This window comes from Lentzea californiensis, assembly GCF_024648825.1.
Lineage (GTDB): Bacteria > Actinomycetota > Actinomycetes > Mycobacteriales > Pseudonocardiaceae > Lentzea > Lentzea californiensis.
In genome coordinates this window covers 16,026-28,363 of sequence record NZ_JANBBE010000010.1, presented here as the reverse complement: position 1 = coordinate 28,363, position 12,338 = coordinate 16,026, and the positions used below count along the sequence as shown (strand labels likewise).

General features: G+C 69.5%; 12 protein-coding genes. All 12 read right to left on the bottom strand.

Annotated features, from left to right (window positions below):
- Positions 1-23: 23 nt before the first annotated feature.
- Entirely contained in the window at positions 24-902 is an 879-nt protein-coding gene (locus tag LX88_RS30635) for an AraC family transcriptional regulator (RefSeq protein ID WP_258951251.1), read from the bottom strand.
- Between the two features lie 22 nt (positions 903-924).
- A complete protein-coding gene (locus LX88_RS30630; protein WP_258951250.1) occupies positions 925-2,067 on the bottom strand; it encodes an LLM class flavin-dependent oxidoreductase in 1,143 nt (380 codons plus the stop codon).
- Positions 2,064-2,669 carry a PIG-L deacetylase family protein gene (locus LX88_RS30625; protein ID WP_258951249.1) on the bottom strand — a complete coding sequence of 202 codons (606 nt, stop codon included), beginning with the start codon at positions 2,667-2,669 and terminating at the stop codon, positions 2,064-2,066. Before LX88_RS30625 ends, LX88_RS30630 begins: the two co-directional genes overlap by 4 nt.
- Positions 2,662-3,468, bottom strand: a complete 807-nt coding sequence (locus tag LX88_RS30620; RefSeq protein ID WP_258951248.1) for a WbqC family protein — start codon at positions 3,466-3,468, stop codon at positions 2,662-2,664. The genes LX88_RS30625 and LX88_RS30620 overlap by 8 nt, the downstream gene beginning before the upstream one ends.
- Positions 3,468-4,745, bottom strand: a complete 1,278-nt coding sequence (locus tag LX88_RS30615; RefSeq protein WP_258951247.1) for a phosphodiester glycosidase family protein — start codon at positions 4,743-4,745, stop codon at positions 3,468-3,470. The genes LX88_RS30620 and LX88_RS30615 overlap by 1 nt, the downstream gene beginning before the upstream one ends.
- Positions 4,742-5,722 (bottom strand): Ldh family oxidoreductase, encoded by a 981-nt coding sequence (locus LX88_RS30610; protein WP_258951246.1) that lies wholly within the window; start codon positions 5,720-5,722, stop codon positions 4,742-4,744. The genes LX88_RS30615 and LX88_RS30610 overlap by 4 nt, the downstream gene beginning before the upstream one ends.
- Position 5,723: 1 nt before the next feature.
- A complete protein-coding gene (locus tag LX88_RS30605) occupies positions 5,724-6,647 on the bottom strand; it encodes a phosphotransferase (RefSeq protein WP_258951245.1) in 924 nt (307 codons plus the stop codon).
- 1 nt (position 6,648) lies between these two features.
- A complete protein-coding gene (locus LX88_RS30600) occupies positions 6,649-8,193 on the bottom strand; it encodes a Gfo/Idh/MocA family oxidoreductase (protein ID WP_258951244.1) in 1,545 nt (514 codons plus the stop codon).
- 78 nt (positions 8,194-8,271) lie between these two features.
- Positions 8,272-9,897, bottom strand: a complete 1,626-nt coding sequence (locus LX88_RS30595; RefSeq protein ID WP_258951243.1) for a KR domain-containing protein — start codon at positions 9,895-9,897, stop codon at positions 8,272-8,274.
- A 36-nt stretch (positions 9,898-9,933) separates the two neighbouring features.
- A complete protein-coding gene (locus LX88_RS30590) occupies positions 9,934-10,692 on the bottom strand; it encodes an ABC transporter permease (RefSeq protein WP_258951242.1) in 759 nt (252 codons plus the stop codon).
- Positions 10,682-11,587, bottom strand: a complete 906-nt coding sequence (locus LX88_RS30585) for an ABC transporter ATP-binding protein (protein WP_258951241.1) — start codon at positions 11,585-11,587, stop codon at positions 10,682-10,684. Before LX88_RS30585 ends, LX88_RS30590 begins: the two co-directional genes overlap by 11 nt.
- Positions 11,588-11,604: 17 nt before the next feature.
- A complete protein-coding gene (locus tag LX88_RS30580; protein WP_258951240.1) occupies positions 11,605-12,204 on the bottom strand; it encodes a hypothetical protein in 600 nt (199 codons plus the stop codon).
- Between the last annotated feature and the right edge of the window lie 134 nt (positions 12,205-12,338).

The window sequence follows — 12,338 nt, the reverse complement described above, 5'->3', positions numbered from 1 at the left end:
GAGGCGACCGCTTGGTTGCCGACTCACGTCCCGGTCGAGAGCAGCTCGTCGCGGAACTGGCCGGGCGGCCTGCCGTACTCGGCGCGGAACGCCCTGCTGAAGTCCGATGCCTGCGGGAAACCGTTGCGCAGCCCGATTTCCCGGATCGACAGACCTCGCAAAGCCTGGTCGGACAGCTCTCGCCGGCAGATCTCCAGCCGACGCGCACGGATCCACCCCGACGGCGTGCAACCGTCGATTTTGAACAGCCGCTGCAGATACCGCACGGAGATGTGATGTGCGGCAGCCACTCTGCTCGGTGTCAGCGTGTGGTCGCCGAGATGCCGGTCGACGTAGCCGCGGATCCGCGTCAGCAGTTCGTGCTGGTGCGTGACGACACCGTCTCCGGGTCCGGAGAAGTGCCGCTCCAGCACACCGGTCGCGAGGTGCAGCGCGGCATCCCCGATCCGCGCGGCCTCCGACGCGTGCAGCTCCGAGGCCGCGACCGTCGCCCCCGCCAGCAGGTCGCACAGCAACGCTCCCGGACCGGTCAGATCACAGATCTCGTGCCGCGCGACAGGAGCAGGTGGCGGCAGCAGCGGCGCGGCCGAGTTCGGGAACACCATCACCAACGTCTCGGCTCCGGGCGTGCACGGGCGGATGGTCAACGAGCGCCGCACGTCGGACAGCGCGAGCCCCTCGTCGCTCACCAGGATCTCGTGACCCCCGCGTTCCACGACGACGACGCCGGAAGCGCTCAGCACCAACGCGTGATGCCCAGGTCGTGCGGACACCACGTGCGGCTGGGACGCGAACACCACCTGGTGCACGGTGATGCTGCCCAGCTCGGTCGTGCGGGCGAGTGGTTCGCCACGACCGGCCCGTGCCAGTGGAACACAAGTCCCCCAACTTGTTGCAGACATCTCTCCCCCGTAGAACCCTCAGTCAGTGGCCCACCTCGGCGGCCAGACCGCGCCGGCGCAGCTCCGGCAGCACGCCCTCGCCGACCCAGTACGTCTCCTCCAGGTGCGGGAAGCCGGACAGGATGAACTCGTCGATGCCCAGCTCCGCGTACTCGGCGATCCGGTCGGCCACCTCGCGGTGACTACCGACCAGCGCCGTGCCCGCTCCCCCGCGCAACAGCCCCACTCCGGCCCACACGTTCGGATAGATCTCCAGGTCGCGCTGGTCGCCGCTGCCGCGGAACCCTTCGTGCAGCGACCGCATCCGTGCCTGGCCGGTCGACTCGCTGGCCATGAGGATCTGCTGCACGCTCGCGACCTTCTCCGTCTCGAGCCCCGCGATCAGCCGTTCCGCCTCGGCCCAGGCCGCCTCGGACGTGTCGCGCGTGACGACGTGGAACCGGATCCCGAACCGCAGTTTGCGGCCGCGCTCCTCGGCGAGCTCACGGATCCAATCGAGCTTCGCCGCCACCTGGCCGGGCGGCTCTCCCCAGGTGAGGTAGGTGTCCACGTGCTCGGCCGCCACCACGCCCGCCGCGCTGGACGACCCGCCGAAGTACAGCTCCGGCACCGGAGACGGCGGCCGCGACACCGTAGCCCCCCGCACGTCGTAATAGCTGCCCGTGTAGTCGAACGGCTCGCCTGTCCAAGCACCGCGCATGATCGCCAGGAACTCCCCCGCCCTCGCGTAGCGCTCGTCCTTCGACAGGTGGTCGCCGAACCTGGCCTGCTCGTCGGACTCGCCGCCGGTCACCACGTTGAGCACCAGCCGGCCACGGGACAGGCGCTGGTAGGTGGCCGCCATCTGGGCCGCGAGCGTCGGCGAGACGAACCCGGGCCGGAACGCCACCAGGAACTTGAGGCGCTCGGTCTCCCTGGTGAGCGCGGCGGTGACCAGCCACGCGTCCTCGCACCACGTCCCGGTGGGCGTGAGGATCGCCTCGAACCCCATCTGCTCGGCGGACCGTGCGATCTGCGCGAGGTACTCGATGTCCGGTTCGCGGTAGCGGTCCGCGCCGGCCACGTCCATGCTGTCGGCGTCCCGCCCGTGCGTCCGGTGCGTGCCGGAGAGCAGAGACCTCCCGTCACTGGCGGTCGGCAGGAACCAGTGGAACCTGAGCGTCATCGTCTTCTCCCCTCGATTGCGCGCGAGACCGTGAACATCTCGGCGAAAGCGTTCTGCGCGGCCATGCGTTCGATCACCCGGTGGTGGACGTGCTCGCGGTACGCGAGCCGGGCCAGCTCCTCGTCGGCACCGCGCCCCAACGCGGTGAGCGCGGTCCGCCTCGCCTCCATCAGCTCGTCGTCACCGAGGAAGAACAGGGTGGGCCGGAATCCGTCCGAAGGCCCGCAGCGAAAGGACCTGATGTCCCTGGCCTCCCGCAACGCCACCACTTCCGTCTCGTCGCCCGCGATCCGGCGGTCCGGGTCGTGGTCTCCGGGGAACACGCCGTACACCACGTCGGGCCGCAACTGCGGAACCACCCGGAACAACTCCGCGTTGATCAGGCCTCGGTGCCCGGCGAATCCCCGCGTGACTCCGGAGAACGTGTAGTCCTCCAGCCCGAGGTGGACGATCGCGGCCCGCCAGTCGGCGTCCGGCTCACCGGCCAGGCAATGCACGTGCACTGCGGCGCCCCGGTCGGCGTACCACCGCAGCCGCATGCCCATGCCCAGCTCGGCGTCACCGGCCCGTGCCGCGACGGCGAGCACCGTCAGGTCAGTCATCGTGCATCCCAGACCGGTCCAGCACGGCCCGCGCCTCCGGACCGACGTTGAAGATCAGGTCGACGATCGACAGCTCGCGCTGGAACCCCGCCTCCGCGGGCGGGGTCGCCTGCGGATAAACCGGATGCCGGTAGTGGAAGGCACCGACCTCGACACCACGCGCCTCCAGCTTCTCCCGCTCCGACAACGCGTTCCCGCGGTGCCGCTGGTTGATGTAGTGGTCCGGCCGGATCGGGTGCGCACAGACCAGGTAGACGGCCCGCGACGGCTCACCGAGCCCGGCCACCGCCGACACGAGCTCGGCCAGCAGCTCTCCCTTGCTCGCCGAGCCGTCGAAGCAGTCGCTCGCCCGCACGACCGGCGTCTCCACCCCCAATGCCCGCCGCGCGAACGCCACGATCTCCTCACACAGATCCCGCAACGACGTCCACGGCTGCCGGTACACGCGGGCCAGCTCCTCGCGGTACACCTCGAAGTACGGCGCATTCGCGTACGCCTGCGCGATCACCCGCCAATGCGCCTCCAACCGGCCGGGATCCACGATCCGCTTGCGGTTGATGGGCTCCCTGCCGTTGTTGACCGGCACGGTCAGCCACCGGCGCCGCCCCTCGTAGAAGAACTCCTGGCGGTGTTGCCAGTCGCGGTCCGCGAACTGCACGGTGTCGAGCGACACGAACACGTCGCTCGCGAGCATCTTGCGGAAGTAGTAGATGTTCGGGTGGTACGCGGGCTGGTGGACAGCCACCCGGACGGGTTCGCCCCGCAGCCGGTCCACCACCGCCTTCGCCTCTTCGAGCATCAGCCCGCCTCCCTCAGCACCAGGCAGGACGCCAGTACCCGGCCGTCGAGCCCGTTCCACCGGAATCGCGTCTCGTCCTTCTGCGGCCACACCAGGTAGTGCAGGCTCCCCGCCACCTCGGCCCTGCCGTCGTGCCGGTACGCGAGCTTCGAGGACTGCCCGCCGTCGAGGTGGAACGCCCAGCGCAGGTCGTGGCCCTCCTCCGCGAGCACGTCGACGACCTCACCAGGTGTCAGGCCCTGGAAGTGCGACGTCAGCGGTGCGCCGTCGAAGATCCGGAGGTGCACCGCACCGTCGCCGGTGCCGTAGACGAGCGACCTCGGGTACCGGACGCCGCGGAACGGCGACACGCCGAGCGAGTCGTCGTAGGCGTTCGCGATTCGCTGCGGCACGACGGCGTCCGCGACGGACGGCCCGAGCGAGGTCGCCGAGGTGAGCGCACGGAGATCCGTGCCGTCGACGGTCAGCGGCACGACACGGTCGCCGACCCGCCAGTCCCGCGCGTCCTGCTCGTGCGCCCGGAGGACGTAGCCGCCGGTGAACAGGTCAGCGCCTCCGCCCGGCACCAGCGCGATGACCACCGCGCGACCGTCCGGCCGCACCTCCACCACCGCGTCCACCGCGGATGCGGCACCCGGCGTCGTGTTCGTGGCGGGCTCGACGATCCGCTGGAACGCGGTGACGTCGGAATCCAGGTACTTGACCCGGCAGTTCGCGGCGTTGAACACGAGCACCCGCCCGCCCGGCTCCTTCGCGCCCGCCCACGGCAGCACGCCGGAACCCACCCGGATCACGCCCTCGGCCCTGACCGTCCGCGCGACCGACGAGGAGCCGCGGACCAGCAACGCCGGTTTCGTCGCCGAAGGCAGCCCGGCGACCACACCGTGACGCACGCACAGGTCGAAGTGCGGCTCAGCGGGCTGGTAGTCGGGGTCGTCCGAGATGAAGGTGAACGAGCCGTTGACCGCCCCCACGACCGCTGGATCCACCAGGGCGTCGCGCAGGTGGAAACCCCCGCTGTCGCTCACGGCGTCCAGGACGTACCCGGCGTCCTGCTCCGCGCGCAGGGTGTACGAGTTGGTGAAGTGCCCGCCACCCAGCTCGATCGTGCGGGCTTCCAGGGTCACGCCCCGGCGCAACGCCGCGCGCCGAGCGGGAATCCGGCGTGCGAACGGACTCTGGTCCACCGCCAGCTCCTGGACGTCCGGCACGGCGAAGCCGTGGCGCATCAGGATCTTCCGCGCCGTCGCGTCGCCCACCCCGTCGGCTCGCCTCATGACCGGCCCGCACAGGAGCGCAACCGTTCGAAGACGCCGGTCCCCAGGCAGACCCGGCCCTCCGCGAGCGCCGCGGCCTTCACCGCGTCGCTCTCCCTGCCGAACAACCGCAGGGTGCCTCCATCCCGCATCGGCACGGAGGCCAGCGCCCGCACGAGCGCGGAGTTCTCGTCGGCGAACGTCTTCCGCTCACCACCGAACGACGGGTCCACCGCGATGAACGCGTACCCGGTGTCGAGCAGGGACTCGATACGCTCGCCCATCGGGAACCCGAACACCGACCCGGTCAGCAGCTGGACCAGCAACGACAGTGCGAACCCCTTGTGCCCGCCGAAAATCACCGCGGCGGCGGCCTCGTCCGGGTCCGTGGTGAAGCTGCCGCTCGCGTCGACGAACTGCCCGTCCTCCAGTCCGCCGTTGCCGCGCCTGGCCTCCCACAGCCGCCCCATCGGCGCCACCGTGGTCGACAGGTCCGCGACGATGGTGCCGCCCTCGGCGGGGAACGCGAAACTCAGCGGGTTGACCCCGAGGAACGACCGCGTCGCGCCGACGACCGTGCTGTCCGCGGTCGAGGTGTTCATCACGACGCCCAGCTGTCCCTGCTCTGCGATGCGGCGCGTCCAGTACCCCAACGCCCCGTGGCGCTGGGTGTTGTTCATCCCCACCAGGCCGATCCCGTACCGCCGCGCCTTCTCGATCACGACGTCGACCGCGAACCCGACGCTCAACGGCCCCACCTCGCGGTTGCCGTCGACCACCGCGACCGCGCCGAAGTCCTCCGCCACGAACGGCTCGCCGGCCCTCGTCGCGAAGAACTGGCTCTCGAAGCAGAACTTGGCCACGCCGTGGGAGGTCTTGCCCCGCAGCTCGCCGTCCAGGAAGTGGTCCACCACCCGGCTTGATTCCACTTCGGACAGTCCGGCGCCGGTGCACACCGCCGTCATAAGTTGCCTGACCTCGTCAATCGGGACGTGCACCTCAGCTCACCTCCGGGTTCGACCGGTCCAACGCCACGAGGAACCGCTTGGACCAGGCGGCCCGTTGTGCGGCGCTCAGCTCGAGCCGGTACGGCACCAGCTCGTTCACCAGTCGGTACAGGCAGAACCCGATGACCAGCCTGGTCTGGATCGACGGGGCGAGTGCTGGCAGCGAGTTGCGCGACCGGTAGCCGGCGAGGAACTCCGCGGACAGGGGGCGGATCGCCTCCGGTGCCATGAGGTGGTGCAGCAACAGGTGCGCCAGCACGAACGTGACGTCGTACCAATGGCTGCCGCGGTGGACGGTGTCCAGGTCGCAGATCACCACCCGGTCCGCACTGACGCTCATGTTCTTCGGCGCCACGTCGCCGAGCACCAGGACGTCGTCCGGCAGGGACTTCAGGTGCGCGCTGCATTCCAGCAGTGCCGGATGACCGGTGCTCTCCAGGCAGTACCGCAGTTGGTGGTCGCGGAACGCGAGATCGCCGTCCGGGCGGATCTGCGTCGTGATCGACCTGGTGGCCGCGTGCACGTCGCCCAGCACCTCGCCCAGCCGCCGCGTCTGCGCCGGCGTGGCGGGGCCGAGGCTCAACGCGTCCTCGAACGACCCTCCCGCGGGGAAGATCTCGCTCAGCACCAACGCGTGCAGCTCCTCGTCGAACTCCAGCACCTCGGGGAACACGTCCGGCGCGGCCGCACCGAACACGGCCAGCGCGGCGCGTTCCACCCCAATCAGTGCGGGATCGGTCGGCACGTCCGGGATCCGGGCGAACCACGAGCCGCGCACCTTGAGGATCACCACCCCGCGCGGTCCCCGCACCCGGTACACGTGGCTCACGTTGCCGCCCACCAGCTCCTCGACGTCCCGCACACCGCCGACGTGCGGCGCGCACAGGTCGAGCAGCGCGGGCGTCACCCCGGTCATCTCAGCCCTCCACGCGTTCTGGCAGGGGGCGGACCGCGCCGTTGCGCACCAGCCGGATCTCGCTCCCGCGACGAAAGTCCAGGCGCACCACCGGATCCGCACCGCGGCGCCGGCGCGCGGCCGACAGGTACGCACCCGTCATGAGCACGCAGCCACGGCGATGCTCTGCCAGATCGGACGTCACGGGAAGGCCGTCGCCACGCAGGTGCGAAAGGAACTCCTGCATCGAGTGCCTGCGCGCGTTCTCCTGGTGACCACGCGCGGGTGACAGTCCGCCGTCCATGTCGTCGAGCCGCAGGTGCTGGTGGCTCTCCCACGCCGGGAACAGTGCCCGGTTGCGGAAGACGTGCACGTCCACGTGCCGATCCCCGCCCACGCCCGCCGGGTCGGCACCGGCCGCGCCGTCACGGGCCTGGTAGCTCTGGAAGTAGATCGCCTGGAACGGGCCCTGCTCGATGACGTGACTCTCGTGGCGCACCCGGCCGTTGCCCTTGTACAGGTCGAGCTGGTTGGGCAGCACGCTGCCGCGCTGCGAGAACCCGTTGTGCACCAGGTTGACCGAGCCCAGCGTCATCGTGCGCCCCGCGCTGCGGAAGGCGAGTGAGACGAACACGTCGACCTCGCCGTGGTGGCGCACTCGGCGCCACAGGTCCGAAGCGCTGTAGCGGTTGTGTTCGTCGAAGTCGGCGAAGATCTTGCGGTAGTCGTCGAAGTCCAGCTGCCGCAGAAGGTCCCTGGGCCGTACGACGTTGGAGAACACCTCGACCTCGTCGAGCTCCTTGCCCGGCGCCTCGGCCGCCTCCAGCAGCCACGGCACGATGTCGAGGAAGTGGTAGCCGGAGTGCGAGGCCTTGCCGTAGCCCTGGTCGTACGAGTGGTACCCGATGTCCACCAGCTCGGCCGGCATCCGCCACTGCCCGTCGCTGTGGAACGACTGGATGGACGTGATCGGGCAGTTGGTCGCCTCGGCCACCTCGTTGACCAGGGAACGCATCGTGCGAAACGCCGGGTGGTACCGGCGCTGCGACATCATGCTCACGACCACGCCGGGGTTGCGGAGTTTCGCGTCCGCGTAGCACCGCATCAGCTCGTCGTAGTCGTCGAGGAGCAGCCCGGCCTGGCCCTCGTCCAGCGACGCGTTGACCCGCGCGGAGACCGGCTTGTCCATCAGGACGCTCAGCCCGCGACCCAGCGCCCACTTCGCGTAGGCCAGGTGGAAGCTCGGCTCGGTCGCGACGACCACGCCACGGATGCCGTGTCGCGCGACGAACCCGTCGAGCAGGCGCTCAGTGGGCGGCGGCAGCGTCACCCTGCCGGTGTCGGACTTCTTCAGGTACACCATCGAGAACGCGGACGAGCCGGTCGATCGCACGTACTCGTCGTTGATCTCCTGCGTCTCCACGAGGTCGACACCGATGATCGTGCCGAGCCGCCCCGCGCGTTGCTCGTCGAGCAGCACCGGCAGGTGGTTGCGTCTCGCGTGTGGTCCCACGCCGATCACCAAGACGTTCGGCGATCGCCACTCGGGACCGTTCCCCCCAGTCATGTCAGCTGTCCCCCTGTCTGATGTGGACACGGCCGGTCCGCGGTGCGGCCTCGCGCCGCACCGCGTGTCTCCGGTCTTTCAACGGCCTGCCCGCTCCACCAGCGTTCGCGGGGCCTGAGGTGACCGCAGCGCCGCCAAGATCACGGACGCCGCGGCGGAGTGCACGGAACGGACCCGCGCCTGTGGGAACTCGGCGGCGAGCCGGTCCGCCAGCGGTACGAGGAACCCGCTGCCCGCGGACTCCGCGCTACCTCCGGAAGAACCGAGCAGCGCGACGAGCCGCACCTGGTCGTCCAGCAGCGGGACCAGGTGGTAGAAGCCGTTGATCCGCGTGGCGATCGTGCGGTCCCACGCCTCGGCGTCCGACTCGTCGCCGTGCGCGGCGGCGTGCACCAGCCCGTGGATCTGCAGTCCGCGCGATCTGAGCTCCTGCCCGAGCCGCCGGACGGCGTGCGAGTCGGTGACGTCCTGCTGCAAGTACTCGACCTGTGCGCCCGCGTCGCGCATCCGGCCGATCGTGCGCATCACGTCGAGACTGCGGGACAACCGCGCCCAGTACGCGTCGAACTCCTCCTCCGAGAAGTCCGGGGAGTGCGCCTTGAGCGACTCGCGCTGACGGATGCGATGTTCTTCGAACTCCTGCGCCCCCATCGACAGCACGTAGTCGCGGTCGCCGACGCCGAGCGTGGCGTAGATGTTGACCAGCGGCGTCCGGCCGAGCAGCACGTACCGGCACGGCACCTCTGCCGCCATGGCGACGAGCACCTCGGCGGCCCTGCCTCGCGCACCACCGGCGGCGATCACCGTCGATCCCGGTTCGAGCGGAAGACCCGTCTCCCCGCCGAGCCGGGCGGGTGTGAACGCCGGCGTCACCCAGGCCGTGCCGTCGAAGCCGAGTTCACGGTGGTCCGGCGTCCCTTCGGCGAACGTGAGCAGCTGACGGGCCACCTCGTCGACTCCGACCGAGGGCGCGACGTCGAGCACCCGGCTCTGCGCGTGCCCGCGCAGCAGACCGGTCATCGCGCCGGCGACGGGGTCCAGCGGCACCGCACCCGTCTCGCCGAACCTGCCGTCCAGCGCGGTCACGGCGGCGGTGCGGCCGTCCCGCCTGGCGGCGAGGACGTCGCGCAGCGCACCCATGGCCGCCCGCACGTGGACGGCATCGACCGGACCGATGTTCGTCGACCTCGGCGTGACAGGGCTGGTGAGCAGGAACAACCAGTCAGGCTGCGGTTCGTCGCGCAGACGCTTGGCGAGCTCAGCCGCGGTCATCACCTGCCCCGCCCGCTCGTTCACGCGCAGCCGCGCGGTCTCACGCAACGTCACGCATTCCGTGCGCGCGCCCGCGGCCCGCAGCGCGTTGCCGACAGCGACCGCCAGGTCGGCTCCGTCGCCCAGCACCAGCACCGTCCGGCCGCGCCAGTCCACAGTGGTCTCAGGAGGTCGCGCCGCGACGAGGACCCGGCCGAGCAGCGCCGGTTCCCGTTCCGGCGGCCGTTGCGGATGCGGCGGGGCGGCGGGAAGGCCGGCTTCCGGACCGGGACGGCCTGACGCGTGCCAGAGCACCCGCACCGCCTGCCGCCACTGGTGCGGCCGCTGCTCGATCCACTCGAGCAGCGCGGGATCGGCGCTCTCGGCGAGTTCAGGCCCGAACAGCACCCCCAGAGCCAGGCGTGTCCGCGTGCTCCCCTTTTCGATGATCATGCGTCGTTCCCCCGAATCGACGGTTCGGCAACGTTCCTACTTCTGGTGCCACGGCAGCTTGTGCCCGACTCCCCACAGCGTCACGGCGCTGACCAGCGCGAGGACGGCCATGTCCAGCCACACCTGCCCGGTCACCGGGCCGATCACGACCTGCCGGATCGCGGACGCCGCGTAGCTCGTCGGGCTGAAGTGGCTCACGCCGATCATCCAGTCCGGCAACCGGTCGGGCGGCAGGACCACCGGGCCCATGAACAGCAACAGCAGTGTGATCAGCATGCTGATCGAACCGGCCTCGGCCGGCGAGCGGACCGTGATGCCGATCAACGCGCCGATCCCGGCCATCGGCAGCACGCACAGCGGCACGACCAGCAGCACGAGCGGGCTGATGCTCAGAGGCACGCCGAGGATCACGGTTCCCAGCAAGGCCGTGGCGACCAGCGACGGGATCGAGAGCACGAAGAACGCAAGCACCGTGGCCAGGATGACCAGCGACCTGTACACGGGCAGCGTCGCGAAGAAGTCCAGCGTTCCCATGGCCTTCATGTAGGCGAAGTTGGCCGCGACGTTGTTCTGGTTCTGGAACATCAGCGACAGCACGATGCTGCCGCACAGCACGTACGTCAGGCTCTGCTGGTCCCGGCCGGCGAACGCGCCCAGCGCTGCGGTGGCGAGCACCGGCGCCAGCATGCCGGTCACCACCTGGCCGCGCCACGACCAGCGGAAGTTGGAGAGCTGGATCAGGAACAGGTCGGTGAACTGGATGTGCGGTCTCGGCCGCTGAAGGCTAGGAGGCATAGTGGAGGTACAGGTCCTCGAGAGTCGTCGACGTCATCCGGATGTCGGTGATCTTGCGCAGGTCGAGCTTGCCGAGGAGCTCGGCGGCCTCGTCCCCGTCGAGCATCAGCAGCCAGGAGCCGTCTGACTCCTCCTGCGGCACAACGCCGAACGGCAGCGCCGGTGGCTCGTCGGGCGGGAACACCAGACGCACCTTGAGCTTCTGCGCGATCTCCGCCTTCAGCTGGGCCGGCGTGCCGAGCGCGGTGAATCTTCCGCGCTGCACGATGCCCACTCGCTGGATGGCTTTCTCCGCCTCCACCGCGTCGTGCGTCACGAGCACGATCGTCGTCCCGCGCCGCTGGTTGAAGCCCCGCAGGACCTCCCAGACGTGCTTCTTGTTGATGGGATCGAGGTCGTTGGTCGGCTCGTCCAGGATCAGCACCGGCGCCCTGCCCGCCGTCGCCACCGCCAGCTGCAACAGCCTGCGCTGGCCGCCGGACAGGTTCGTGGAGACCTTGTCCCTGATCTCCGCGATGCGCCAGAGTTCGAGCAGCTCGTCCCGTTCACGGCGGGCGTCCGCGCGGGACATGCCCCGCAGGTGCGCCGAGAAGTACACGGCCTCGCCGACGGTCAGCCGGTTGAGCGCCGACGTGCTCTGCGGCATGTAGCCGATCATCGTGGAGACAAAACTCGTGTTCTCGACCACGTCCCTGCCGAACAGCTCGATGCGGCCCGAAGTCGGCCGCAGCAACCCGACCAGCTGACGCACCAGCGTCGTCTTTCCCGCGCCGTTGTCCCCCAGCAGCCCGAATATCTCCCCTTCTGCGATCTCGAAGCTCATTCCGTCGACCGCGAGAACGTCCTGTCGCGGATATCGCTTCACCAGGTTCTCGACTCTGTACGCGACCGTCACCGCACGTATCCTCCGCGCTATAGCTCGTGGTAGACACTGTAGCGCTGATCCAGCGCAACTCTGTCCCGAAGTGCGTCCGGACGAAAATTACGCGACTGTTTCACGTACCAATCGAGTTTGAGCTCCGGATCGATCTTGTCGGACACCACGTGCTGCAACAGCTGATAGGGGGCCACCCCGTCCGGGTCGAACGACCGGAGTGGAATTCGCTTGAGCGCGATGGTCTCCTCGAGCTCTTCGGTGAAGTGGTATCCACCAGGTATCAACCGCGATTCCCTGGTGCCGAAATCCATCATGAACCCGGTGCCGTTCAGAGTCATCTCCAGCGCGAGATGCGCGGTCGACGGCCCGTAGCCCGGCACCCTGCGCTCGTGGTAGACCAGCACGTGATCGACGCCGTGGGTGCCCAGCAGGCAGGACGCGACGAACGTCCGGTCAGGGCACGGGCCGAACACCATCGTGTCACCGTCGGCGAGAATCTCGCTGACCGATCGCCGCAGGTATGATTCCCTGATCCTGTCGGCGTCCCACACGGTCTTTCTGACCGAATCGTGCACGAAATCGACCACGGCCAGCGCCACGTCCAGCTGAGAGCCGCAGAACATCGGCAGGAGCACACAAGTATCCTGCTTCATCGACAAGTTCCCCCCTGAGTGGTGCAACTCCCGCTGAGTCTGCCACCCCCGATTCACCCGGTCATTGACCGCACGCGCCGGAATCATTGACAACCGGCGTACCACGACTCGGTTCC

Bases quoted from the DNA above. Each gene is read 5' to 3' on its own strand.
- LX88_RS30635 (WP_258951251.1), bottom strand. From the start codon at position 902: ATGTCTGCAACAAGTTGGGGGACTTGTGTTCCACTGGCACGGGCCGGT.
- LX88_RS30630 (WP_258951250.1), bottom strand. From the start codon at position 2,067: ATGACGCTCAGGTTCCACTGGTTCCTGCCGACCGCCAGTGACGGGAGG.
- LX88_RS30625 (WP_258951249.1), bottom strand. From the start codon at position 2,669: ATGACTGACCTGACGGTGCTCGCCGTCGCGGCACGGGCCGGTGACGCC.
- LX88_RS30620 (WP_258951248.1), bottom strand. From the start codon at position 3,468: ATGCTCGAAGAGGCGAAGGCGGTGGTGGACCGGCTGCGGGGCGAACCC.
- LX88_RS30615 (WP_258951247.1), bottom strand. From the start codon at position 4,745: ATGAGGCGAGCCGACGGGGTGGGCGACGCGACGGCGCGGAAGATCCTG.
- LX88_RS30605 (WP_258951245.1), bottom strand. From the start codon at position 6,647: ATGACCGGGGTGACGCCCGCGCTGCTCGACCTGTGCGCGCCGCACGTC.
- LX88_RS30600 (WP_258951244.1), bottom strand. From the start codon at position 8,193: ATGACTGGGGGGAACGGTCCCGAGTGGCGATCGCCGAACGTCTTGGTG.
- LX88_RS30595 (WP_258951243.1), bottom strand. From the start codon at position 9,897: ATGATCATCGAAAAGGGGAGCACGCGGACACGCCTGGCTCTGGGGGTG.
- LX88_RS30590 (WP_258951242.1), bottom strand. From the start codon at position 10,692: ATGCCTCCTAGCCTTCAGCGGCCGAGACCGCACATCCAGTTCACCGAC.